Origin of the sequence: Flagellimonas marinaquae (assembly GCF_003992675.1) — a bacterium.
In the GTDB taxonomy this organism is placed as follows: Bacteria; Bacteroidota; Bacteroidia; order Flavobacteriales; family Flavobacteriaceae; genus Flagellimonas; species Flagellimonas marinaquae.
Genome location: NZ_RZMZ01000015.1, coordinates 573,483 through 596,119 on the forward strand (window position 1 = coordinate 573,483; position 22,637 = coordinate 596,119).

At 43.6% G+C, this 22,637-nt stretch carries 27 protein-coding genes and 1 tRNA gene; 16 read left to right on the forward strand and 12 right to left on the reverse strand.

The window, feature by feature from the left end; genetic code table 11:
• Positions 1-116: 116 nt before the first annotated feature.
• Positions 117-1,307, forward strand: coding sequence for a TlpA family protein disulfide reductase (locus EO130_RS11955; RefSeq protein WP_164732928.1), 1,191 nt, complete (start codon positions 117-119; stop codon positions 1,305-1,307).
• Between the two features lie 499 nt (positions 1,308-1,806).
• Here the strand turns inward: EO130_RS11955 and EO130_RS11960 are convergent, their stop codons facing one another.
• The 5 genes from EO130_RS11960 to EO130_RS11980 form a co-directional block, all read right to left on the reverse strand.
• On the reverse strand, positions 1,807-2,754 hold the full coding sequence (locus tag EO130_RS11960; protein WP_127141738.1) for a TolB family protein: 948 nt from the start codon (positions 2,752-2,754) through the stop codon (positions 1,807-1,809).
• 72 nt (positions 2,755-2,826) lie between these two features.
• Positions 2,827-3,879, reverse strand: a complete 1,053-nt coding sequence (arsB, locus tag EO130_RS11965; RefSeq protein WP_127141739.1) for an ACR3 family arsenite efflux transporter — start codon at positions 3,877-3,879, stop codon at positions 2,827-2,829.
• Positions 3,879-4,496: an arsenate-mycothiol transferase ArsC gene (locus tag EO130_RS11970; protein WP_127141740.1), complete on the reverse strand. Its 618-nt coding sequence runs from the start codon at positions 4,494-4,496 to the stop codon at positions 3,879-3,881. Before EO130_RS11970 ends, arsB begins: the two co-directional genes overlap by 1 nt.
• A gap of 15 nt (positions 4,497-4,511) precedes the next feature.
• Positions 4,512-4,976, reverse strand: coding sequence for a DUF6428 family protein (locus EO130_RS11975; RefSeq protein ID WP_127141741.1), 465 nt, complete (start codon positions 4,974-4,976; stop codon positions 4,512-4,514).
• Between the two features lie 44 nt (positions 4,977-5,020).
• A complete protein-coding gene (locus EO130_RS11980; RefSeq protein ID WP_127141742.1) occupies positions 5,021-5,350 on the reverse strand; it encodes an ArsR/SmtB family transcription factor in 330 nt (109 codons plus the stop codon).
• 125 nt (positions 5,351-5,475) lie between these two features.
• On the opposite strand from EO130_RS11980, the gene EO130_RS11985 reads away from it, so the two are divergent.
• From EO130_RS11985 to EO130_RS12030, 10 genes are read left to right on the forward strand one after another with little or no spacing between them, the layout of a single operon-like run.
• Entirely contained in the window at positions 5,476-6,654 is a 1,179-nt protein-coding gene (locus EO130_RS11985; RefSeq protein WP_241244348.1) for a cysteine desulfurase family protein, read from the forward strand.
• Complete coding sequence (locus tag EO130_RS11990) at positions 6,651-7,805, forward strand: XdhC family protein (RefSeq protein WP_127141743.1); 1,155 nt, start codon at positions 6,651-6,653, stop codon at positions 7,803-7,805. Before EO130_RS11985 ends, EO130_RS11990 begins: the two co-directional genes overlap by 4 nt.
• Positions 7,802-8,404, forward strand: coding sequence for a nucleotidyltransferase family protein (locus EO130_RS11995; RefSeq protein ID WP_127141744.1), 603 nt, complete (start codon positions 7,802-7,804; stop codon positions 8,402-8,404). Before EO130_RS11990 ends, EO130_RS11995 begins: the two co-directional genes overlap by 4 nt.
• Positions 8,401-8,637 carry a MoaD/ThiS family protein gene (locus EO130_RS12000; protein ID WP_127141745.1) on the forward strand — a complete coding sequence of 79 codons (237 nt, stop codon included), beginning with the start codon at positions 8,401-8,403 and terminating at the stop codon, positions 8,635-8,637. The genes EO130_RS11995 and EO130_RS12000 overlap by 4 nt, the downstream gene beginning before the upstream one ends.
• Positions 8,634-9,647 (forward strand): HesA/MoeB/ThiF family protein, encoded by a 1,014-nt coding sequence (locus EO130_RS12005; protein ID WP_127141746.1) that lies wholly within the window; start codon positions 8,634-8,636, stop codon positions 9,645-9,647. The genes EO130_RS12000 and EO130_RS12005 overlap by 4 nt, the downstream gene beginning before the upstream one ends.
• Entirely contained in the window at positions 9,640-10,083 is a 444-nt protein-coding gene (locus tag EO130_RS12010; protein WP_127141747.1) for a molybdenum cofactor biosynthesis protein MoaE, read from the forward strand. Before EO130_RS12005 ends, EO130_RS12010 begins: the two co-directional genes overlap by 8 nt.
• Complete coding sequence (moaCB, locus tag EO130_RS12015; protein WP_127141748.1) at positions 10,084-10,980, forward strand: bifunctional molybdenum cofactor biosynthesis protein MoaC/MoaB; 897 nt, start codon at positions 10,084-10,086, stop codon at positions 10,978-10,980.
• Complete coding sequence (gene moaA, locus EO130_RS12020) at positions 10,973-11,965, forward strand: GTP 3',8-cyclase MoaA (RefSeq protein ID WP_127141749.1); 993 nt, start codon at positions 10,973-10,975, stop codon at positions 11,963-11,965. The genes moaCB and moaA overlap by 8 nt, the downstream gene beginning before the upstream one ends.
• On the forward strand, positions 11,965-13,131 hold the full coding sequence (locus EO130_RS12025) for a molybdopterin molybdotransferase MoeA (protein WP_127141750.1): 1,167 nt from the start codon (positions 11,965-11,967) through the stop codon (positions 13,129-13,131). The genes moaA and EO130_RS12025 overlap by 1 nt, the downstream gene beginning before the upstream one ends.
• A gap of 3 nt (positions 13,132-13,134) precedes the next feature.
• Positions 13,135-13,890: a sulfite exporter TauE/SafE family protein gene (locus EO130_RS12030; RefSeq protein WP_127141751.1), complete on the forward strand. Its 756-nt coding sequence runs from the start codon at positions 13,135-13,137 to the stop codon at positions 13,888-13,890.
• Here EO130_RS12030 and EO130_RS12035 read toward each other — a convergent pair.
• From EO130_RS12035 to EO130_RS12060, 5 genes are all read right to left on the reverse strand, one after another.
• On the reverse strand, positions 13,887-14,234 hold the full coding sequence (locus EO130_RS12035) for a winged helix-turn-helix domain-containing protein (RefSeq protein ID WP_127141752.1): 348 nt from the start codon (positions 14,232-14,234) through the stop codon (positions 13,887-13,889). The two genes, EO130_RS12030 and EO130_RS12035, sit on opposite strands and share 4 nt — an antisense overlap.
• Entirely contained in the window at positions 14,224-14,898 is a 675-nt protein-coding gene (locus tag EO130_RS12040) for a DUF6624 domain-containing protein (protein ID WP_127141753.1), read from the reverse strand. Before EO130_RS12040 ends, EO130_RS12035 begins: the two co-directional genes overlap by 11 nt.
• Before the next feature lie 59 nt (positions 14,899-14,957).
• On the reverse strand, positions 14,958-15,437 hold the full coding sequence (locus tag EO130_RS12045) for a hypothetical protein (protein ID WP_127141754.1): 480 nt from the start codon (positions 15,435-15,437) through the stop codon (positions 14,958-14,960).
• 667 nt (positions 15,438-16,104) lie between these two features.
• A complete protein-coding gene (locus tag EO130_RS12055; RefSeq protein ID WP_127141756.1) occupies positions 16,105-16,908 on the reverse strand; it encodes a hypothetical protein in 804 nt (267 codons plus the stop codon).
• 244 nt (positions 16,909-17,152) lie between these two features.
• Positions 17,153-17,317, reverse strand: a complete 165-nt coding sequence (locus EO130_RS12060) for a Lacal_2735 family protein (protein WP_127141757.1) — start codon at positions 17,315-17,317, stop codon at positions 17,153-17,155.
• Between the two features lie 115 nt (positions 17,318-17,432).
• Here EO130_RS12060 and EO130_RS12065 point away from each other — a divergent pair, with 115 nt between their 5' ends.
• The 3 genes from EO130_RS12065 to EO130_RS12075 all read left to right on the forward strand — a co-directional run bounded on the left by EO130_RS12065 (position 17,433) and on the right by EO130_RS12075 (position 19,590).
• Complete coding sequence (locus EO130_RS12065) at positions 17,433-17,657, forward strand: hypothetical protein (protein WP_127141758.1); 225 nt, start codon at positions 17,433-17,435, stop codon at positions 17,655-17,657.
• A gap of 337 nt (positions 17,658-17,994) precedes the next feature.
• On the forward strand, positions 17,995-18,738 hold the full coding sequence (locus EO130_RS12070) for a ferritin-like domain-containing protein (RefSeq protein ID WP_127141759.1): 744 nt from the start codon (positions 17,995-17,997) through the stop codon (positions 18,736-18,738).
• A gap of 21 nt (positions 18,739-18,759) precedes the next feature.
• Positions 18,760-19,590 (forward strand): ferritin-like domain-containing protein, encoded by an 831-nt coding sequence (locus EO130_RS12075; RefSeq protein WP_127141760.1) that lies wholly within the window; start codon positions 18,760-18,762, stop codon positions 19,588-19,590.
• 166 nt (positions 19,591-19,756) lie between these two features.
• On the opposite strand, the gene EO130_RS12080 is transcribed toward EO130_RS12075, so the two are convergent.
• Positions 19,757-19,841 (reverse strand) — tRNA-Ser (locus tag EO130_RS12080).
• Between the two features lie 154 nt (positions 19,842-19,995).
• On the opposite strand from EO130_RS12080, the gene EO130_RS12085 reads away from it, so the two are divergent.
• Positions 19,996-20,748, forward strand: coding sequence for a sulfite exporter TauE/SafE family protein (locus EO130_RS12085; protein ID WP_127142084.1), 753 nt, complete (start codon positions 19,996-19,998; stop codon positions 20,746-20,748).
• Between the two features lie 14 nt (positions 20,749-20,762).
• Entirely contained in the window at positions 20,763-21,956 is a 1,194-nt protein-coding gene (locus EO130_RS12090) for a DegT/DnrJ/EryC1/StrS family aminotransferase (protein WP_127141761.1), read from the forward strand.
• Positions 21,957-22,067: 111 nt separating this feature from the next.
• Here the strand turns inward: EO130_RS12090 and EO130_RS12095 are convergent, their stop codons facing one another.
• A complete protein-coding gene (locus EO130_RS12095) occupies positions 22,068-22,526 on the reverse strand; it encodes an Lrp/AsnC family transcriptional regulator (RefSeq protein WP_127141762.1) in 459 nt (152 codons plus the stop codon).
• Between the last annotated feature and the right edge of the window lie 111 nt (positions 22,527-22,637).

Here is a 22,637-nt window from a genome sequence, read left to right on the forward strand (position 1 = left end):
AATTAGACTCTTCAAATAACTCATGGCTTATAAACTTGCCATCTGCGTGTTACCTGTTACTTTGTGATGGATGTATGTATCAGCTGACAAATGGAGAAATAGTTATTTTTATCGGCATGAAAAAAGTATTGATACCCGCCCTCATCTTTTTATTGTTGATGCAATCTTGTTCCAAGGAAGCATGGTTATCGGGAAACCTGAAGATATCCAATCCGAAAGATTGGAATCCCACAATTTACTTGGTACAGCCCGAAAAGTTCAGTGATGCCGCCCAAAGTTTTGTGGGACAAGTGCTGGACTCTGCCGCAGTGGCCGAAGATGGTAGTTTCGCGTTTTCGGAATCCTTAGCAATGGAGGATGCCACCTTACTACTGCTCGTAGTGCAGCGGAAGGGGGAGCGGTATGCCAGCCGATTGATCAATGAGAACCCAGCTACGGATAATTATTTTCCGTTGGTGTATGAGTCCGGCACCCCTTTGCGAATTGATGCTGACATAGCACATATGCAATCGAGTTTGTCGATTGTAGAGCCATCACCTGTGAATGAGACAATGCTGAAACTAAGGGATTTGCGTATGGAGGCATTTAAATACCATTTTGGAACGGAAAATAGCCTAAATGAAACAGATGAAGGACTATTAGAGCGGGAGAAAAATTTGAAAGCATATCAGGAAAAGTTGATTGATTTCGCTGATGCTACCGAGCACCTAGTGCCTGCACTTATGGCCCTTCGATGGGCTAGTCCGGAAGGGAACTACGAGCGAATCGCCGAACGGATACATGCCCAATCCAAAAAATGGAACGAAGTATATCCTAACCATCCTTGGGTCAGCGAATTGAAAACGATAGCTGATAAAAAAAAGCTGCCCGTTCTCTTGGGTGATACCCTGCCGGATTTGCTTTTGCCTTTGCAAACAGGGGAAACCCTTTCCATTTTGGAACTGGGAAAGGGGAAAGAGCTGGTGCTATTGGATATTTGGGCGTCTTGGTGTGCCCCATGTCGGGTGGAGAATAGGAATATACTTGTTCCGCTATGGGAACAATATCATGATGAAGGCTTCCAGATTGTCGCATATGGGCTGGAGAGCAGCAGGACTGCTTGGCAGAATGCCATAGAACGAGACGGTGCCCATCGATGGCTTCATGCATCACACTTGGAGGGAGATCAAAACCCGGTAATGGATACGCTAAGGCTACGTACAATTCCAGCCAACTTTTTAATGGATAAAGAAGGTAAGGTGTTGGCCAAAAACTTGCATGGTCAGGACTTGGTTGATTTTGTTGGGAAGTATTTGGGCAAGAAGTAAGGTATCTACAAAAATTGATAAAAATAATTAAAGGAAAGCTCAATGATTACTCCCAAGGCAAAACTTCCGATGACCTCCAATAAGGAAATTCGTCCAAGATTGAAAGTATTGGAAAATGCCAGATACAACGACCAAATAGAACAAACTATAAAAACAATGGTTGCATAAATAGGAGCGTTGGAACCAAAAAGTCCTGCCAAATTGAATATTGGGTCCAATAAGGAGGTGAAAGCGAAAAGGGCAAGAGCGAAATTGCTTTTTTTATCGCCTTTTTAGAGATAAAAACCTGCTATAAATAACTCAATACATATGGCAATAGGGCCAAATTGACCGTAATATTTGGGCTTAAAATAGGCGCCTAGATTTTGAGGAAAGACACTATTTGAGTAAAAAATAATTGCAAACACCAGAGCTATAGTCATAAAAATGACAGCATTTAATTTTCTTTTTTTCATGACTTGGCTGAGCTTATATAAAATTGTGCGAAAAGTATTCCGCCTTATTCCCCAGATTTCCAAATAAAATTCGGAGCCTGTTGATAGGTAAAGGTATCATCGGTCAAAATCTTTAACTCTTTGGTTTCCCAGTTCATCAACCCAATATGGAATTGGGATTGTTTATCATCAAAAAGCTCAATGGCCAACCATTTCCCATCCGGACTCCAATCATGCCACCCTTCATTTTGGGGGTTGTCGGTCAGTTTCCAGGTTTTGCTACCGTCCAAGCTTACGGCGTACAAACTGTACTTACCGTTCTGCATACTTTGGTAGGTAACAAAGTTTTCCGTAGGGTGCAGCTTTGGTGCACCGGCCCGATACCCATATTTTCCTGCCGTGGAGTCTTTTTCCGGGTAGTGGGTCAATTGTTTTAAGTTGTTGCCGTCGGTGTCGATAATGTATAGTTCTTCGTTAAAACCATCGATGTTCTTGCTCACCGTTTTACCACCCCTAAAAACTACCTGCTCACCATCGTTTACAAACAAAGGGTCCGCGGCAAAGCCCAATCCAGTATCCAGCCGATTTATAATGTTCCCATTTTTTTCTAGAATGTAAAAGGTGTTTTTCATGATGAGTTTGGGCTTCACGATGAGTTCCGTACCATCGTTTCTGCTGCTCATCCAACTGTCGGCCAACTCCAGTTCCGATACTTTTTGGACGTTTTCGCCCTTAAAATTGCTCTTGTACAAATAATAGCAACGTTTGCAGGCGTCTCTATCTGAAATGAAATACAAATCATCTTCAAAGGAATAGTAGGTCCATTCCACATTGGGGAAATCGGTGATGTTTGTTTTGTTGGAACCATCCAGATTCATCGCGTACACTTCGTAGTTGTCGATGTCTGGGTCTCTCAAAACATTGTAGACCAATCCCAGTTCAGCCTCGTCATTTTTTGAGTTGCACGATACCAGCAAAATCAAAAGTCCAAGAATAGTAACTCCTTTACCCATGATGTGTTTAGTTTGTTTAAGTTTTTATGGGTTTGAAGTTACTAAACTCCCATAATTTTCAAAAAGTTCTTTCTAAGCCTGAGCTTCCGAGATTTTAAAAAATCTTTTTCGGAACCAAAAAGACACTTTTACAAGTAATATGAGTGCGGGAACTTCCACCAAGGGCCCAATAACACCAGTGAAGGCTTGTCCGGAGTTTAAACCAAATACGGCAATGGCCACAGCAATGGCCAATTCGAAATTATTACCAGCAGCAGTGAATGCAACCGAAGCTGTTTTATCGTATTCGGCACCCATGGCCTTTGTCGTGAAAAAACCGATAATGAACATCAAAACAAAGTATATCAGCAAAGGAACCGCTATGATTACCACATCCATGGGTATCTCAATAATCAATTCTCCTTTCAATGAAAACATCACAACAATGGTGAAGAGCAGCGCTATCAAGGTTATGGGAGAAATAGCGGGAATAAATTTTTCGGTATACCATTCTTCGCCTTTTAATTTCACCAAGATTTGACGGCTCAAAATGCCCATTAAAAAAGGAATACCCAAATAAATGGCTACGCTTTCGGCAATGGTACCAATGGAAATATCAACTATGGCCCCTTCAAAACCAAAATAAGGTGGGAGTACGGTGATGAATATCCAGGCATAAAAGCTGTATGCAAAAACCTGAAAAATACTATTCAAGGCCACAAGCCCAGCACCATATTCGCTGCTACCCTCTGCCAAATCGTTCCAAACCAAGACCATTGCAATGCATATTGCCAACCCTATCAAAATAACGCCAACCATATATTCTGGGTAGTCCTTCAGAAAAATGAGGGCAAGCGCAAACATTAAAACAGGGCCTATAATCCAGTTCAATACAAGGGATATGGATAAAATTTTAGTGTTTTTGAACACTTTGGGCAATAAGGAATACTTCACCTTTGCCAACGGTGGGTACATCATCAAAATTAATCCTATTGCGATGGGGATATTTGTACTTCCGCTGCTGAAAGAATTGACGAAACTTGGAAAATTGGGAACAAAGTAACCTATTCCGACCCCAATGATCATTGCTGCAAAAATCCAGAGGGTCAGGTTTTTATCTAAAAAGCTTAATTTCTTTGCGGACATTAGTTCTGAATTTGGGAAAAGACGTAAAACAATTCGGTGGCAATCTGTTTGCTACGCTCACTATATTTTTCAGCCTGTTGCGGGCTGTTGTCAAACGCTTTCGGGTCATCATAAGTGATTGGAATCCGTTTTTCGGCCCCTGGTACAAAAGGACAGCCTTCATCCGCCTGCGAACAGGTCATAATAGCTGCAAAGTCTGACTTCGGATTGAAATCATCATCCATTTTTTTGGAAAAGCAGATAATGGATTGCTCATTTTCCGAAAACTTGATGGCGTAGACCGGGTTTTTTCCTTCCGAAAGCGGCTGAATATTAAAACCGGTATCCTCCAAGGTTTTGGCGACCATCGGAAATAGGGCGGTGGCCTCGGTTCCTCCCGAATAACAGCTCAGGTTCGGAACCTTAAAATAATTTCCAATAGTCTGGGCCCAAACTTGGGACATATGGCTCCGTCTGGAGTTATGGGTGCAGATAAAATTGAGTCGAATCGGGGCTTGTTTGTCCACCTTTTCCTGAATATATGCGGTGAGTTGGTCGAGTGCTTCCTTTCTTTCCTGTGAAATGGAATCCGTTGTTAAGCCAGAAACAAAATTGTGCAATGCTTTGTTAAGTACCATGTTGAAGGATTGAAGTTAGCAGCATCCGCTACCGGGAGCGCAGCCCGTTTGTTGAAGCTCGGAAAGTTTTACTCTGGGTTTTTCAGTAGGTATGCCACATTGGTCCTTGGCCAGGCAATCCGTTTGCTTGGTGGTCAGCAAAAAGTGGGTTCCGTCAAAATCCAAGCTAAACTTCTCAATGGTCTGTCCTTGATATTCCACTTCTACCTCCAAATTGCCTATGTCCAGCGTTTTTTGGGACAATTCTATGATGTTGACCAATTTTTCGGGGTGCAACCTGTGATCGTAATCATTCGCGTTCCAAAGTTGAAAATTGACCACTTCCTCATGGCGGACAGTGCCTCCACAATCAATAAAATGCTTGGTGACTTTGCCTACTTCGGTCACATGAAAATGGTTGGGGACCAATGTCCCGTTGGGCAATTGAAAGGCAATGGTGTCCAATTGGACCAATGCTGATTTTACTTCCTCTAACTTCATGACTTTATTTATTGTAATATTGCGATTAATCTGTTCAAATTTTTTTAGCAACAATCGTTTTGGTTAAGATCTTGGTTCAGAAATTCCGACATCACCTCTTTCATTCTTTTCCAATTGTCAGCATCGATGCAATAACACACACTGGTTCCCTCCACGTTGCCTTTGATCAGCCCCAATTGCTTTAATTCTTTTAAATGTTGGGAAATTGTGGGCTGTGCCAAACCGATTTCATCGACCAAATCACCACAAACACAGGCGTTCAACTTATACAAATACTGAAGAATGGCTACCCGGGCCGGATGACCAAAAACCTTGGCATATTGCGCAATTTGGTTTTGTTTGTCCGTGAAAATCTCTGTTTTGCTGAGTCCCATAACACATTTATTCATTGCAATATTACGATTAACTTCATACATGACAAAGATTTCATTGTTTTTATTGTGGAATGGTTTGAAAAATTTGAGGGAATCGATGTTATTCTTCTTAAATTGCGATATGCATGCCTGTACATAACGTAAATGTTTTGAAACCAAAGGAAAAAATATATCTGGATTATAATGCCACCACACCCACTGATTCCAAAGTGGTAAGGGTAATGCTGCCTTATTTTACAGTGCACTTTGGAAACGCCAGCAGTGACCATTCCTTTGGTTGGCAGGCCGATGATGCCGTTGAAACTGCTCGCGGACAAGTAGGAAGGCTTGTAAATTGTCGGACCACAGAACTTACGTTCACCTCCGGCGCCACCGAAGCGGCCAATTTGGCCCTGTTCGGATTCTGTAAAAGGAATCGAAGTAAGGGAAACCATATCATTTCCTGCAAAACGGAACACAAAGCGGTATTGGATACCCTGAAAGCCTTGGAGGCCGATGGATTTGAGGTGACTTATCTGAATGTGGACAGTCAAGGAAATATTGACCTTGAAACGTTGGAAGATAGTATCCAGGCATCAACGATTTTGGTTTGCCTCATGCTCGCCAACAATGAAACCGGCCTGATACATCCCGTAAAAAGTATAGTGGAGTTCACACACTCCAAAGGAGTGCCCGTAATGTCTGATATTACACAGGCTGTTGGTAAATTATCTGTTGACCTACAGGATTTGGGAATCGATATGGCTATTTTTTCCTCCCATAAACTCTATGGACCCAAAGGCGTTGGCGCACTTTATCTCAATAAGAATAATGTGATCTCCATCGACAAATATGTTTTCGGAGGAAACCATGAGAAGGGCATCCGTCCGGGAACGTTGAATGTTCCCGGTATTGTGGGTTTTGGGGAGGCCTGTAGCATTGCCCAAGACTGTATGGAAGCAAATCATCAACATTACAAAGGTCTTCAGCATCAACTCGAAGAAGGGCTCTCCACTATCGAAGGGACAAGCATCAATTGCCAGTATGAAAACCGTTTGCCCAACACCACAAATGTATCCTTCAAGGGAGTGGATGGCACCAAACTACTCCGGTATTTGAACAGCTTGGCCGTGTCTAGAGGTTCTGCTTGTACCTCCAACCAAGTGAATCCGTCCCATGTATTAAAAGCGATGGGTGTTGATGATGCTACAGCTTTGGCCAGTTTACGGATCAGCACAGGTAGAAACACTTCTTCGGATGATATTGAAAAAGCAGTTTTTGAAATAAAAAAAGCGGTTAACCAACTTAAAACCATAAACGTATGAGGGAGTTGGATGTGATCATAGCAAAGTATCAAGAGCTCAGAGTACAGGAAATCCGTTGTATTTTGGCTACCGTAGTGCATGTTGAAGGTTCTTCCTATCGCAGGGCAGGAGCCCGAATGTTGGTGGATGAATATGGGAATATCACAGGGGCCATCAGCGGAGGTTGCCTCGAGGGAGATGCGCTCCGAAAGGCTCTTTATGCATTGGACAGACAAGAAAATAAACTGGTCACTTACGATACCAGCGATGAAGATGATGCCATCATTGGTGCCCAGTTGGGGTGCAACGGCATTATTCAAGTACTGTTTGAGCCTATCGATTATACCAATAGGCATAATCCCTGTGCGTTGTTACAGGCCGCTGCGGAACAAGAAGTTTCCTTGGCAATTTCGGTGGTTTTTGATTTGAACAAAACCCAAAACCAATTGGGGACTTGTTTGATTGCCAACGAAAACCAAGCGGTTTTGGGAAAACAAATCCAAGGGAATCTCCATAAAGTCCTGCTGGCAAAAAGTAAGGAAGTCATCAAAGGAGGCAGCTCATGTTTTGGAAAGATTGAAGCAGATGAAAACACACATTTTGTGTTTATCCAACAACATCAGCCCCCGGTAAAATTGATTTTGGTGGGAGCAGGGAACGATGCGCGCATTTTGGCCCAACAAGCCGATATACTGGGCTGGAGGGTAACCGTAATGGACGGGCGCCCCACCCATGCCAAAAAAGAACGCTTTGTGGGAAGTTGCCAAGTAATTCTGGCCAAACCCGAAGAAACACTGCAAAACATCCAGATGGACGAACGCACCTGCTTTGTGTTGATGAGCCACAATTACAATTACGACCTATCGGTACTCAAGTTGCTATTGGGAAATAGGGCAATACCCTACATCGGGATTTTGGGACCGTTGAAAAAATACGAACGCATGCTCAATGAGTTGGCGGACGGAGGCATTGAAGTGTCCAAAGAAGATTTGAAAAAAATTCATGCACCTGTGGGCTTGGAAATAGGAGCAGAGACGCCAGCCGAAATTGGATTGTCCATTTTGGCGGAAATCCAGAGTGTATTGAACCACAAAGAGCCCCGACCTTTAAAGCAGAAAAACGAGCCGATTCACGATACCAAAACAAATCAATTTCAAAAAATAACCCTTTGAGCACAGAAGCGAACATAGCGGTAGTGGTATTGGCAGCAGGTGGGTCAACTCGTTTGGGCCATCCAAAACAGTTGGTGGAATTCAAAGGAAAAACACTTTTGGAACACACCTTGGGCCAAGTTGGTATGCTCGGTTTTCAGCACAGGGTTTTGGTATTGGGTTCTCGTCACGAAGAGATTCAGGGAAAAATCGATACAAGTGGATTCAAAGTGGTTATAAATGGTGACTGGGAGCAGGGAATGGCATCCAGTATCAAATTGGGCCTCAAGGCTGCGATGGCGGAGGAAGCATTGGACCATGCACTGTTTCTGGTATCGGACCAACCTTTTTTGGAGCGAGTCAATTTAATCAAACTGGTGCACACCCAATTAACGAAAAAGCCAAATGCTACCTACTCTAAATATGGGGATCATATTGGCGTTCCAGCTATTTTTGGAAAAGCCGCATTTCCGCTGTTGTTGCAATTGGATGGTGACGAAGGAGCCAAAAAGTTGATTCATTCAAAGGATTTCGACTACTGTACCGAGGCATTCCAAAAAGGAGGGTTCGATGTAGATACCGAAGAAGACCTTAGGCAATTAAAGACAATGGAACTATGAAAGTGACCGTAAAATACTTTGGTTTGGTGGCCGAAGCCGCCGAAAAGTCAGAAGAAGTGATGGAATTCGATGGAACGCTTACCGCTTCGGAGTTAAAAGCGAAGTGTCTGAACGGTCTTTCCATTACGGATAAGGAATCGATTCAAATTGCGGTAAATCAAAATTTGGATGATAAAACAACCCTAAAAGATGGGGACGAAGTGGCCTTGTTGCCACCGTTCGCGGGAGGATGAGTAGATACGACAGACAAATAAAACTCAAGGAAGTTGGGCCAGAGGGCCAGGAAAAACTTCGCAATGCCAAAGTGTTGATTGTTGGTGTTGGAGGATTGGGCTGTCCTGCCGCGATGTATCTGGTTGGTGCAGGAGTGGGTACCATTGGTTTGATGGATCACGATAGGGTCGATAAGTCCAACCTGCATAGGCAAATCCTTTTTCAAGAGTTGGATATTGGGAAACCCAAAGCAATGGTTGCCAAGAAACGTTTGGAAAAACAAAATAGCGAAGTACAGTTTAAGGTGTATGAAGAGCCGTTGACGATGGAAAACGCCAAGAAAATCATCCAACAATACGATGTGGTGTTGGACGGGACAGACAACTTTGAAACCAAGTACCTTATCAATGATGCTTGTATTTTGGCCAATAAACCTTGGGTTTTTGCATCCATTTATAAGAATGAAGGACAATTATCGGTCTTCAATTACCAAAATGGACCCACCTATCGCTGTGTGTTTCCGAAAAGCACGCGAGAGAACATCAGTTGTGAGGCTACTGGTGTGTTGGGAGTATTACCGGGTATTCTGGGAACCCTTCAGGCTGCTGAAGTCCTTAAAATAATCTTAGGCACGGGAGAAGTATTGTCAGGCAAGCTGAAGTTGATAAATATGATGCGTGGCAGCGAGCAGATCATCAAAATAAACAAGCGTCCCGATGAAGTGGAAAAAATTCGCGAGAACGGAATAGCGCCCGTTTATATTGATTGCGATTTGAAAAATGCAGAACACTGGTACCTCGATGTGCGGGAAGTATTCGAGCAGCCCAAACCAAAAGGGAAAAAAGTATTGAACATTCCTTTGAGCGATTTAACATTGCGATATAGGGAAATACCGAACAATCAGGAAGTTTTTGTATTCTGCCAGTCAGGAAAGCGAAGCAAGAACGCCATAGAGATACTCAAAAATGAATTTGGCTTTCACAACTTGAAAAATGTGGAAGGCGGCATAGAAACCATAATTGATGCATAAGAAGAAACCAAAAAAAGTATTTGTACAAGGAGCGATTCCACCCGAAAAAATAGCCCATTCGGTGGCCAATCACCAAAGCAAGACCAGCATTGGAGCCCACAGTATTTTTCTGGGACAGGTGAGGGCCGACGAAGTGGACGGTAAAACCGTAACCGCTATCGATTATACGGCCTATGAGGAAATGGCGGAAAAAGTGTTCCACGACATACGCGAGGCGGCTTTTTCCAAGTTTGACATTACCTGTGCCCATATTTACCATAGTTTGGGTAAGGTGAAGGTTGGGGAATTGTGTTTGTTTGTGTTCACATCGTCGGCACATCGAAAAATTACTATTGAGGCGACAAACTTTTTTGTGGAAGAAATCAAGGCGAAAGTACCCGTATTCGGTAAAGAGATTTTTGAGGACGAAACCCATCAATGGAAAGTAAACAAGTAAATGGTAGACATTACTCATAAACAAACTACTTTGCGGGAAGCCACCGCAGAAGCTATCGTAAAAACGAGCAGTCAGGCTACGATTGATGCCATACAAAATAACGACGTTCCCAAAGGGAATGTGTTTGAAATGGCGAAGGCCGCCGGGTTGTTGGGCGTCAAAAAAACGCCGGACCTGTTGCCAGATTGCCATCCGTTGCCCATTGAATTCACTGGAATTGATTATAAAATCGATGGTTTGGACATCATCATTTCGATGACGGTAAAGACGATTTACAAAACAGGGGTAGAGGTGGAGGCAATGCACGGTGCCAGCGTTGTGGCCCTCACCATGTACGATATGCTCAAACCGATTGATAAGAATGTTGAAATCAGCACCATTCGTCTCAAATCGAAAAAAGGAGGAAAATCCTCTTTCAAAATCAACTCAGAAGGACTGACTGCCGATGTAGTCGTTTGTTCCGACACCATTTCCAAAGGAAAAGGAGAAGACAGGGCAGGGGAGGCTATCATCGAGAAATTGAAGGCTTTGGGAGTAACAGCTCAAAAAAGCATTATTCCCGATGAAGCTGAGGAAATCATCAAAAAAGTGGAACATACTACTGCGGACTTATTGATTTTCACGGGAGGAACGGGCGTGGGACCCCGAGATGTCACCCCACAGACCTTGGAACCTATGTTGGACATCAAACTAAAAGGAGTAGAAGAACAAATGCGTAGCTACGGGCAAAACCGTATGCCGTATGCGATGTTCTCGCGTTCCATCGCGGGCATCAGGGACGGTAAACTCATTCTGGCACTGCCGGGTTCCACCAAAGGTGCAGCAGAATCGATGGATGCGATTTTCCCCCATGTGCTGCACGCATTTAAAGTGATAGAAGGAAAAAGACATGATTGACAAAAAACCACAAATAATCGACAATTTTGGTAGGCCACATACCTATCTGCGCATTTCGTTGACGGATAGATGCAACCTGCGATGCTTTTACTGTATGCCGGAAGAAGGGATCGAGCTGATGGAAAAACCTAGCATTATGACGCTGGAGGAAATCATCGAAATGACTCGTACATTCCGGGATTTGGGGGTGGATACGGTGCGTTTAACGGGCGGCGAACCTTTGGTTCGGAAGAATTTTGGCTATTTGGTCGAAGAGCTGGCCAAACTGGGCGTTACCTTAAAATTGACCACCAACGGCATCGTGCTTGACAAATACTTGGAGCTCTTCCAGAAAATTGGGCTGCGTAAAATCAACTTTAGTTTGGATACCCTGGACAAGGCCAAATCCGTTTTCATCACCAAGCGGGATTATTACGAACGCATCATGCGGAACCTAAATATGGCGTTGGACATGGATATGGACCTCAAAATCAATATTGTTCTGATCAAAGGGGTGAACGACAATGAAATCAATGATTTTATCGCTTTAACCAAGGATAAAAAAATTACGCCCAAGTTCATCGAGTTTATGCCTTTTAAGGGCAACAAATGGGATTGGAGCAAGGGCGTGTCCAAGGAAGAAATCTTAAAGACCGTTGGCGGCAAGTTCGGTGAAATAGAAACCCTCGATAATCCAAAACACAGTACTTCCACCAACTTTAGGGTAAAAGGCCACAAAGGCAGTTTTGGTATTGTGAGCACGATTACCAATCCGTTTTGCGATGAGTGCAACCGTATTCGTTTGACGGCAGATGGGAAAATGAAAAATTGCCTCTTTGCCACCTCCGAAACCGACTTGCTGACCCCTTTTCGAAATGGAGAGCCCATTGAAAACATCATTTTGGAAGCCATTAAATCCAAAAAACATTCCAGGGATGGCATGGATGTGAAAATGGATGCCGACCATTATGAGCAAAACCGTTCCATGATTTCAATAGGAGGCTAATGGTTACGATTGAAGAAGCACTTCGCATTATTGAAGACCAAAAGATCACTTTACAAAGGGAAACAAAGCCACTCGAAGAATCACTTGGCTATGCCCTTGCCACAAATACGGCATCCCCTTTTGATGTACCCGAGTTTGACAATTCCGCGATGGATGGATATGCACTTTGCGGGCTTTATCAAGAGTATCAACTGGTAGGAGAAGTGGCTGCTGGCGATTCCAAGGATATTTCTTTAAAAGATGGCGAGGCCGTTCGCATTTTTACGGGCGCCAAGGTGCCCCAAAACACTACGGCGGTCATGATGCAGGAGAAAACTTCGGTGAAAGAGCGCACGTTGTTTCTTGATGAGATGCCCAAAGCAGGACAAAACATCCGTAAAAAAGGTGGTCAATTGAAAGAGGGACAGGCCGTATTTGAAAAAGGCCATGTGCTAAGTCCACCCTCCTTGGCCTTGATGGGCAGTTTGGGATGGTCCGAGCTGGATGTTTTTTCCAAACCACGGGTGAATATCATCACAACGGGAAACGAATTGGTAAAACCGGGCAACCCCAAAACCGAGGGACAGATTTACGAATCCAATAGCTATGCAATTGCGGGAGCACTGCAGCAATTTGGGTTTCAGCACCATCAAAAAATACAGCTTCAAGATGATTTTGAGGCCACAAAGGCTGGGATTAAAACGGCGTTGGAGTCTTGCGATGTGCTGATTGTCTCTGGAGGAATATCCGTGGGCGATTATGATTTTGTAAAACAATCCCTCGAAGAAAATGGAGTCAACGAGTTGTTTTACAAGGTGTTTCAGAAGCCTGGGAAACCTCTTTATTTTGGGCGAAAGCAAAATCAGTTTGTATTTGCACTTCCTGGGAATCCAGCTTCGTCATTGACCTGTTTTTATGTGTACGTGCTTCCGCTGCTTCAAAAATTATCAGGGTACTCCAAAACCGGTTTACCGACCTATCAGTTCCCGATAAAGCATGCTTTTGAAAATCGTTTTGGACGTCCTTCTTTTCTTAAAGCACAGGTGCTTGACGGTAAGGTTGAGGTTTTGGATGGTCAAGGCTCTTCCATGATTCAATCCATGGCCCAAGGCAATGCACTTGCTTTTGTGGAAGATGGCGAAGTGTTGAAAAAGGGTGATTTGATGAAGTGTAAGCTAATTTCCTAATCGATGAGCGTTGAATACTTACCCATCGTTTTTTTTCTGATTGCGCTCTTTTATAGCTCCGTAGGATTTGGAGGTGGGTCGAGTTATTTGGCTATTTTAAGCCTTTTTCTCACCGATTTTTATGAAATCCGCTCTATTGCCCTCATTTTAAACATCTGTGTGGTCGCCATCGGGACCCTGGTTTTTATTCGTAATCGGGTTTTTGATCTCAAGTTGTTCTGGCCCTTTTTGGCCATGAGCATTCCTTTTGCTTATCTCGGTGCTCAAATACGTTTGTCCCAAACTACGTTCTTCTTGATTTTGGGCGCAGCCTTGGTGATGGCCGGATTCTTCATGTTACTTCGCTTTGCAAAGAAAAAACTGGATTCAAGGAAGTTTTCTAATCCAAAGAAGTTGGCGCTTGGTGGTGGCATTGGCTTACTTTCCGGAATATCTGGTATAGGTGGCGGTATTTTTTTATCGCCAGTGCTCAACCTGCTCAAATGGGAAAACCCTAGAGTGGTCGCTTCGCTGGCATCCGTGTTCATCTTAGTGAACTCCATTGCTGGTTTGATTGGCCTGAATATGGCGGGAACCTTCCAACTGAACAACGATTTGCTGCTACAATTGATTGTTGCCGTTGTGATTGGTGGAAGTATCGGTTCTTATTTGTCCAATAAACGGTTCAATCTGAAGTTTTTAGGCGTGCTAACGGCTATTTTGGTACTGTATGTGGGTTTTCGGTTGATTCTACTTCACGGATTCGGTATCAAGATCTAAATCAGCCCCAACATTTCTTCAGTGTGTTGTTCCAAGGTTGCTTGAATCTTGTCGCTCATGTTTTGAAAGGCAGCAAGTACTTTTTTCCCCCTTTCCGTCAATTCGGCACCGCCGCCTTGCGTACCGCCCTTGTGCAGTTCCACGTAGGGTTGTTGGCCTCTTTGGTTCATATCTTCCACCATGGACCAGGCTTTGCGGTAGGACATGCCCATTTCCTTGGCCGCTTTGGACAGTGAACCGTTTTTATCGATCATCACCAACAATTGCGCCCGTCCCGGACCAAAAAACTTTTTTCCATCAATATCTATCCAGCAGCGGTTGCGCAGTTCTTTTTTAGTTTCCATACAGCTGAGGCTCTGTAATGCCCTTGTCCAAAAATAATTGTTTGTTCATTTCGAAGTGCATTTCGGTCATTTGGTTATAGTATTCGATAAAATCGGGCATGGAGTGCGCTTTGCGCAAACTGTCGACGGCAGTGGAATCCACCAGTCCGTTTTTTGGAATGGCCTGCCCCAAATCGTTGTAGGTAAACTGACTTCCAAAACGTTGCGGTTTGTTGAGGTTGACATTGATTCTATCTTCCAACATCGCATAGTGGTATTTATCCTTGCTACCCTTTGCGATTTCCGTTTCCATGGCTTTCAACATTTCCTGTTGAAATGGGATGTCATTATCTGCATGTTGGATTACCACCCAAAAATCGGTAGCGGCGTCTTCCCCAACTTTTTGCTCCCCCAAGTACCCGTATTTACTGTACAATTCCTTTATTCTATTTTTATTGAGCAGTCCGATACTGTCCCGTTGCTTTTTAAAAATTTCCCAAGCCTTCTGATTGCCGTGTTTTTCCCGAAGCTCATTGGATGCAATCCCAGCATATTTCTGGTCGAGTTCCATGATTTCGTTCAATGCGTCCACAACCTGGGACTTTTCTTCTTCGGAAATGGTTTTGTTGCCATTACAGCTCAATAGAAGGAGTCCGACAAATGACCATAAAATGAGTTGTTTCATATGCTCTAGTTTCATCGCGGGCCTTGCGCCGCTACCTTTGGATTTTTGGATTTGGCTTTTCATTGCGTATTGATAAAGGTGTCTTCGAATGTTTTTATCCATTTTCCGTTGACCAGTTGTTCGCCATATTCCCGAAAGCCACCGTTGGGAGTGCTGCCGAAGAAAAATCGGGTGGTATCGTTCTTCCATACAATGAGCTGACCCTCCTTAAATTCTGCGGGATAAATGGCCGCCCCATCTTTGGAAAATCGGTGATAGTAATATTTTTGGTCTTTTTCGTCGTACAGGACAATCGTATGGAGTTGTAGAAACTCAGTGTTCAGCTCAATGACCAGAATATGCTTTTCCAAGTCATAGGAAATATGCTCGTAGGCTGCCCCTTCCTTGGTCAAAACTCCGTTTTCATAGATTTTTGAAGTGCCCACCCATTCCCCGACCAAAAATTGGAGCTGTTCCATCTTTTCTTGCTTTAGACCTTGCGCGACTAGGACATTTGACAGGAATAGCAGTAGGTAAAAAAAGGGTTTGATGTGTTTCATGCGTATCTGTTTTATGGTGGGCAAAAGTGAATGCAGATGATTTGTGTTTTACGGTTCGAAGAACATTTCGGTTACCAGTATTTTAATTTAAAGGTAGTGATTTTAAAGAATGCTCCTTTGGAGCACGGGACATTCCTGCTATTCATGAACTTTCATTGGGAACTCAAGTTAACGACCGATATATCACCATGATCAGTGCTATCACAAAAATGGATGTGAAGATAAGTTTGTTATGCTTTGCCAGCCAGTTGGGTAAGAAAATGTCAAAGTTGTCTTTTTGGGATTGCGAGTAGTTTCGCGCGATGACGGTGAGGGGGCAGGACATTTTGAACAGTAAGAGAATTAACCCTTCCCCAATAATCAATCCGATACCCATCCAGGTATACAATGTTAGGTTGTCCGTTAGCCCGGAATACAGGATGTAAATAATTATTGAAACAAAAAATACCCAAATTAAAGTATGAATTGATTTGATAATGAAAAGTTTACTTTCGTTATCCATACTTCTGTTTTGTGTTGTGGCATTAACGGTTTTGTTTATGCGACAGTAACGAAAAAGTGCGTGAGTACTTTACGCTGACGCAACTATTTTAATAAAAAGGCTTGAAATTCCGATTAGAAAATTCAGATGTTATTGTGCTTACACGCTGTTAGGAAACGTATTTTATTAAATTCTTCTATATTTCGCATATCTCGCTTTCATTTCCTGTTCTATTCCAGTGCTATCTCCAAATCCACGTATTTTTTTCAATGTTTCAATCCATTGAGGGTGTAACCCACCTTCACAAACAATTTTTGGAATTTCATTCTCAAATATTAGAACTCCTCTTTGATAAATATGTACTATTAGGGCCTCAATTGGAAAAGGTTCAATTGCATTTTTTCTCCGAACATAATTGTAACCCATAATTCGCTCGTTTGGGAATCCATAATTTTCGGTCAGAGTTTTAAATTCTTCAAGTATTTCATTCGCTCCATTGATTAGCTCTTGTAAAGTCAGTTCAGTTTCTCGTGTTCTCCATTCGTGGTATTTACTATTGAATTCTCTGTCTTTTTCAAGCAAGGATAACAATTTATCCTTTAAAACGAGGTTTAAACTGTCTTTGTAGTATGTTGAGTAATTTTCAAATTCAGAACTGAATTTTTTATACCATTTTTCTTTTTGGTATTTTCCGAAATATCGCAAAGGAATTCCTCCTTTAGCCAGACTTTCTGCAATTGATCCTGCCCAATAATCGTCTTTTGACTTAATTGCTGATATCAAGGCGTAGCTTAAATCGTGTCCGAGTGGAAAGTCAGTTTTTGAAAAAGCAAGTTTAAATTTTTGGTTTGCTTCTTTAAAATCTTGCTTTGAATAATCTTTTTTGGCGGAATCCACAATTCGATAATATTCAACATATTCACATTCTTGAGCCGACATAAATATTGTCATTAGAAAAAATGTAAATAAATGTAGAATGCGTTTTTTCATAGGGTGCTTAAACTTGCTTACAGAAACGTAAAATACACTTCTATATCCCCAAAATAGGCATAAAACCAATACGCCGCATCATTTTTAACTGACAGGCCAAGCATTTCCAACCAAAGGTTGGAAGCAGGATTTAACCTCAAGGGATATAAGTTATGTACAGGTAGTGGTTCATCAGAATTAGGACGCTATTGTGTCCGTGTATCCGATAAGTAACAACTGGGGAGGGAATGGGGGAGAGTGGACCTTAATCCAACTGTTCTATTTTTTTCATGATTTCTTCCGCCTCAAAGACTTTTTCATCGCTGAGCTTTCGGTTGGTGGTGGATAGCGCATGGGCTTCTTTCAACAACTTGGCGTATTTTTCTTGTAGTTTTTCTTTTTCAGTTTTCTTCTTGAACAATCCGAACATGAGGCCTCTAGATTTAAGGATTAACAGTCTTTTTTTTAACAGCAATTTTGCGAAAGATACAAAATGTTTAACTATCTTAGGTTAAAATTAAACAAAACAATAAAAAACCTAAAGGATGAAGATTTCTGCGATGGACTGGCTGGGTTTGACAACCCTTGTTTTGGTAACGGTGACACTATTCGCTGCAATGGACTTGGCTTTTAACTGGGTGTTTTACCTCACTGTTTTGGGGCAAGTAGCGCTCATTATTACCGTCTACAAGGTGCTGAGGGACGATTACACCACAGAAAAGACGTTCAAGGACTTCTACGAGGACCGCCCCATGCCCGAAAATGACTGATGGTTACCATCCACTTGCCAGAGGAACACTAACGAAAATGTATTTGAAGCGAGCTTCTTAGAAGCGGTAATATTTAAACTTTGTAAAGTTGAGTGCCTAGCTGCGGCAGACAGGTAGGCTAAAGCTATTTTATCAGTATGCCTTAAGTTCTCGACTGCGCTCGAACTGACACGTAAACCGCTTTTTAGACAGCCTTTCCTTTTTTTTGCCCAACAATATCATCTTTTCAATAAGTGACCCGCCTATTTTTCTTCACATAATTTTAACACTTTTAACCAAACCGCTTTGCATATACCTCGTAAGTAAGGTTGTATTAATCATTTAAACAATTAGCCTTATGGAAAAAAGTATAGTCAAAGTGAAACCTGTAAAAAAGGCCACTAACCGCCGACAGTTCATCAAATTGGGCGGTATGGGAGTTGTAGGGGCCAGCCTATTGGTGGCTTGTAGCAACGATGACAACGGAATGGCAATGATGCCCGACCCGGACCCCAACCCAAATCCCGATATCTTCGACCTTGGTCAAGGCGACTTGGGCGTTCTCAACTATGCCTACGCCTTAGAGCAATTGGAGGCTGATTTCTACACCAAAGTGGTAAACTCCTTTTATGGTAACATCACCGATGAGGAGCGCCAAGTATTGACCGACCTCTACTATCATGAGGTAAACCATAGGGACTTTTTCAAAACCGCCATTACGGCTGCCGTGGATGGAAACACGGACTTGGTCCTTCCCACACTGGAATTTGACTACGGTGACCTCGATTTTGGTAATCGCGAACAGGTGCTGACCACCGCAAGCGTATTGGAAGATACGGGAGTGGCCGCCTACAATGGTGCCGGCCGCTTGATCAGCGACCCCGGTTATTTGCTGTTGGCGGGTAAGATTGTTTCGGTTGAGGCAAGGCATGCCTCCGCAATCCGAACACTCCTCAATCCAGGTTCGGCTGATTTTGCGGGAGACGATTATGTAACCACCGACAACGGTTTGGCAGCTGCCTTGGACCCCTCTGCTATTCTTGCTGCTGTCGGGGATACTGGCTTTATCACCACTCCTTTCACAGCAAACAATTTACCTTAAACCTTAAAAAAGAGATACAAAATGGATATTATAAAATTTTTGGACGGATTTACAAACGAAGCACTTTTGGAGGGAAAACCTTCGCGTCGTGCCATGTTCGGCACCTTGGGCTCCCTTGGCAAAAAAGCGGTACTCGGGGCCATTCCCTTTGGGTTGGCCACCATGCCCAACAAGACCTTTGCCCAAGATTCCGGAACCGACCCGGTAGGTGCATTGCAATTGGCCCTGACCTTGGAGTATTTGGAGGACGAGTTCTACGACTTGGCATTACAATCTGGCGTATTGCCAAGCGGTAGGCCCGAAACGGTGTATATGCAGATTTCCAAGCACGAGCAGGCCCATGTCGATTTTCTGATTGCAGGTCTTGAAGGAGCAGGAGTTACTCCCGTGGAGAAACCCACTTTTGATTTTACGGCTGGAGGTGCCTTTGACCCATTTAACGAAAACGGAGTGGGGCAGGAGACCGCCTACGCCCAGTTATTGGCCTTGGCACAAGCGTTTGAAGATACGGGAGTGCGAGCGTACAAGGGGCAAGCCGGAAATTTGCTGGGGTCCGACTTTTTGACCCCGGCCCTACAGATACACGCTGTTGAGGCCATGCACGCCTCCGAGGTACGGAGATTGAGAGGCTTAAAAGGATGGATCACCAACAACGAGCGTGGTGCTGGAATGCCAGAAGCTACGCAAGCCGTGTACAATGGTGAGGAGAATGTGATTCAAGGTGGCGTGGATGTCACCACATTGGGCAACGACGCCCCATTTGGCATGGAAGCATCTACCGAGGCTTACGACGAGCCCCTGTCGGGTGACGATGCCGTTGCCATCGCAAGTCTATTTATCGTTTCCGAATAGTATAACATTGTTTTCTTGCTATAGAATATGAATAACCCTTTTGCCATTGGTGAAAGGGTTTTTTTCAACCTCCCTCTTACGATTTTGCAAATGCCTAAACCCTTAAAATAAAAAAACCGCAGAGTCAACTCTGCGGTTTTTTATTTTCAAGCTTTGCGCCTGGTTGCGGAGGAAGAGGGATTCGAACCCCCGGAGGTGTGACCCTCAACAGTTTTCAAGACTGCCGCATTCGACCACTCTGCCATTCCTCCTAAGCGGGTGCAAATATATAAAGCTTTTTCTTATCCCAAAAGACCTTTTTGCATTATTGTGTAATTCATGAGCATATTATTTGCAACCTTAAACCCAGTCAAAGTTTACGTAAATCAGTATGCCGATTTAAACAATGGTTATACCTTTGCCGCTATGCTCGAATGGTACCACTATTTACTATTGATTGCTGTAGGTTTTGCGGTCGGATTTATAAATACGGTAGCAGGAGGTGGGTCGCTGTTATCATTGCCCACGCTCATCTTTTTGGGATTGCCGCCCGCTGTGGCCAATGGTACCAACAGGGTAGCCATTGTGGTGCAAACCGCGCTTGGTACGGCCGGTTTTCGCAGTAAGGGTGTTTCCACCTTTCCGTTCAATCTGTATTTGGGCATTGCCGCCTTCATGGGGTCCATCATCGGGGCCTATATTGCTGTGGATATTGATGGGGAAACCTTTAATCGGATTTTGGCCATCGTCATGATTGCCGTGGTACTCATCATTATTTTCAAGCCAAAGATGCGGTTGGAGGAGATGCAGGAACGGCTTACGGGCAAATACCTTTGGGTGGCATTGATCGTCTTTTTCTTTTTCGGGATTTATGGCGGTTTTATCAATGCGGGGCTAGGATTTTTAATGATGCTTTTTTTGCATTACTTTAATCGCATGAACCTCGTAAGGTCCAACGCCACCAAGGTCGCGGTCGTGTTTGTATATATGTTGGCGGCATTGGCCGTTTTTGCGTTCAACGATAAGATAGACTGGAAATTGGGCTTTATCCTCGCCATTGGGAACGGCTCTGGCGCATGGTTCGCCAGCAGGTTTTCTGTAAAAAAAGGGGACGGGTTCATCAAAACATTTTTGGTCATAGCTGTCTTGGCAATGGCCATCAAACTATGGTTTTTTTAATATAAAATAGAGTTATGCCTGGATTTGAACTTTTTGGAGACAAGGAAAGAGCCGAAGTACAAAACGTACTGGACTCCGGAGTGCTGATGCGCTATGGTTTTGATGCGATGCGCAACGGACATTGGAAAGCCCTGGAGCTCGAAAAAGGCTTGGCCCATCGTATGCAGACCCAATACGCCCATGCGGTGAGCAGTGGAACCGCAGCGTTAACCGTGGCCTTGGCCAGTGCAGGAATTGGAGCGGGGGACGAAGTGATCATGCCCACCTTTACCTTTGTGGCCAGTTTTGAGTCCATTTTGGCTTTGGGGGCCGTCCCGGTACTGGTTGATATCGACGACACCCTAACCTTAAAGCCCCAAGCAGTGGAGAAAGCAATCTCCCCAAAAACCAAAGTGGTGATGCCCGTGCACATGTGCGGCTCCATGGCCAATTTGGATGCTTTAAAAACTATTTGTGACAAACATGGGCTATTGTTGCTCGAAGACGCCTGTCAAGCTATTGGAGGAACTTACCATGGAAAGCCCTTGGGCAGTGTAGGTGATTTGGGCTGTTTCTCGTTCGACTATGTAAAAACCATTACCTGTGGGGAGGGTGGAGCATTGATCACCAATAACGAGGCCTATTATGAAAATGCCCATAAATACTCCGATCACGGTCATGACCACATTGGAAACAATAGGGGAGCGGAGGAACACCCTTTTTTAGGGTACAACTTCCGTATCTCCGAGATGAACGCAGCCGTTGGGGTGGCCCAATTGGCCCGATTGGATGAGTTTTTGAACATTCAAAAGCGGAACTATACCATTTTGCGGGAAGCCCTGTCCGATATCCCAGAGATGGTGTTTAGAACCGTACCCGAAGGGGGAGAGGAAAACTACTCCTTTCTGAATTTCTTTATGCCTTCAGGGGAATTGGCGCAAATAGCGCATCAAGAGCTGATTGAAGCTGGGGTGGATGGTTGCTTTTATTGGTTTGACAATAACTGGCACTACTACAAAAAATGGGGGCACTTGACCGAACTGAAGTCGCTGGGCAAACTACCCAAAGACGTTGTAGAGTCCCTGCCCGATTACAGCAAAGCCGATTTTTCCGAATCAGACCAATGGATGTCCCGGAACATTTCGTGTTTGATCAAATTGGGATGGACGGAACCTGAGGTCAAAGCAAGGGCAAAACAAATGGCCGAGGCGATTAGGGCGGTTTTATAATGACCATTCTAACTGGAACTAGCGGGCATCAATGGCAATCAAAGTATGTTTTTACAAGAGCTGAAAAGTTGCAAGTCCGGATAGAGATGTCAAAAAGGGGAACCAACCGACCTAAATGTGTACCGACGGGCTGTTCTTTACCTCATTGATGACAAAAGAGCTTTGGGTGTTTCCAATATTCGCAATGGCCGTGAGTTTGGTCAACATAAATTCCCGATAGCTTTTCATGTCCTTCACATAAATCTTGAGCACATAATCGTAATCGCCGCCTACGTGAAAACATTCGGAGACCTCTTTGAGCTGCAAGACCTCTCGTTCAAATAGCATCACGTTTTCCTTGGTATGTTGTACCAAACGAATCTGACAGAGCACCATAAAATCACGTCCTACCTTAACCTTGTCCACCAAGGCGGTGTATTGGGTGACCACACCATTCCTTTCCAGACGACGAATACGTTCGTAGACTGCGGTTTTTGATAAATGGAGCAAATCGGCATATTGTTGGGTTGTTTTTTTACTATCGTTTTGGAGTAGACGTATCAACTCAATGTCTATTTTGTCCAGTTTCATCCTGATAATTTTTCTGGTGAATATGGCTAAAATGATTCATATTTGAATATTATCCTAATATTTTATCATAAAAAGACTTAAATTCTATAATTCATAATAGGTGTTGACAAT

Bases quoted from the DNA above. Each gene is read 5' to 3' on its own strand.
- EO130_RS11955 (WP_164732928.1), top strand. From the start codon at position 117: ATGAAAAAAGTATTGATACCCGCCCTCATCTTTTTATTGTTGATGCAA.
- EO130_RS11960 (WP_127141738.1), bottom strand. From the start codon at position 2,754: ATGGGTAAAGGAGTTACTATTCTTGGACTTTTGATTTTGCTGGTATCG.
- arsB (WP_127141739.1), bottom strand. From the start codon at position 3,879: ATGTCCGCAAAGAAATTAAGCTTTTTAGATAAAAACCTGACCCTCTGG.
- EO130_RS11970 (WP_127141740.1), bottom strand. From the start codon at position 4,496: ATGGTACTTAACAAAGCATTGCACAATTTTGTTTCTGGCTTAACAACG.
- EO130_RS11975 (WP_127141741.1), bottom strand. From the start codon at position 4,976: ATGAAGTTAGAGGAAGTAAAATCAGCATTGGTCCAATTGGACACCATT.
- EO130_RS11980 (WP_127141742.1), bottom strand. From the start codon at position 5,350: ATGGGACTCAGCAAAACAGAGATTTTCACGGACAAACAAAACCAAATT.
- EO130_RS11985 (WP_241244348.1), top strand. From the start codon at position 5,476: ATGCCTGTACATAACGTAAATGTTTTGAAACCAAAGGAAAAAATATAT.
- EO130_RS11990 (WP_127141743.1), top strand. From the start codon at position 6,651: ATGAGGGAGTTGGATGTGATCATAGCAAAGTATCAAGAGCTCAGAGTA.
- EO130_RS12000 (WP_127141745.1), top strand. From the start codon at position 8,401: ATGAAAGTGACCGTAAAATACTTTGGTTTGGTGGCCGAAGCCGCCGAA.
- EO130_RS12005 (WP_127141746.1), top strand. From the start codon at position 8,634: ATGAGTAGATACGACAGACAAATAAAACTCAAGGAAGTTGGGCCAGAG.
- EO130_RS12010 (WP_127141747.1), top strand. From the start codon at position 9,640: ATGCATAAGAAGAAACCAAAAAAAGTATTTGTACAAGGAGCGATTCCA.
- moaCB (WP_127141748.1), top strand. From the start codon at position 10,084: ATGGTAGACATTACTCATAAACAAACTACTTTGCGGGAAGCCACCGCA.
- moaA (WP_127141749.1), top strand. From the start codon at position 10,973: ATGATTGACAAAAAACCACAAATAATCGACAATTTTGGTAGGCCACAT.
- EO130_RS12025 (WP_127141750.1), top strand. From the start codon at position 11,965: ATGGTTACGATTGAAGAAGCACTTCGCATTATTGAAGACCAAAAGATC.
- EO130_RS12030 (WP_127141751.1), top strand. From the start codon at position 13,135: ATGAGCGTTGAATACTTACCCATCGTTTTTTTTCTGATTGCGCTCTTT.
- EO130_RS12035 (WP_127141752.1), bottom strand. From the start codon at position 14,234: ATGGAAACTAAAAAAGAACTGCGCAACCGCTGCTGGATAGATATTGAT.
- EO130_RS12040 (WP_127141753.1), bottom strand. From the start codon at position 14,898: ATGAAACAACTCATTTTATGGTCATTTGTCGGACTCCTTCTATTGAGC.
- EO130_RS12045 (WP_127141754.1), bottom strand. From the start codon at position 15,437: ATGAAACACATCAAACCCTTTTTTTACCTACTGCTATTCCTGTCAAAT.
- EO130_RS12055 (WP_127141756.1), bottom strand. From the start codon at position 16,908: ATGAAAAAACGCATTCTACATTTATTTACATTTTTTCTAATGACAATA.
- EO130_RS12060 (WP_127141757.1), bottom strand. From the start codon at position 17,317: ATGTTCGGATTGTTCAAGAAGAAAACTGAAAAAGAAAAACTACAAGAA.
- EO130_RS12065 (WP_127141758.1), top strand. From the start codon at position 17,433: ATGAAGATTTCTGCGATGGACTGGCTGGGTTTGACAACCCTTGTTTTG.
- EO130_RS12070 (WP_127141759.1), top strand. From the start codon at position 17,995: ATGGAAAAAAGTATAGTCAAAGTGAAACCTGTAAAAAAGGCCACTAAC.
- EO130_RS12075 (WP_127141760.1), top strand. From the start codon at position 18,760: ATGGATATTATAAAATTTTTGGACGGATTTACAAACGAAGCACTTTTG.
- EO130_RS12085 (WP_127142084.1), top strand. From the start codon at position 19,996: ATGCTCGAATGGTACCACTATTTACTATTGATTGCTGTAGGTTTTGCG.
- EO130_RS12090 (WP_127141761.1), top strand. From the start codon at position 20,763: ATGCCTGGATTTGAACTTTTTGGAGACAAGGAAAGAGCCGAAGTACAA.
- EO130_RS12095 (WP_127141762.1), bottom strand. From the start codon at position 22,526: ATGAAACTGGACAAAATAGACATTGAGTTGATACGTCTACTCCAAAAC.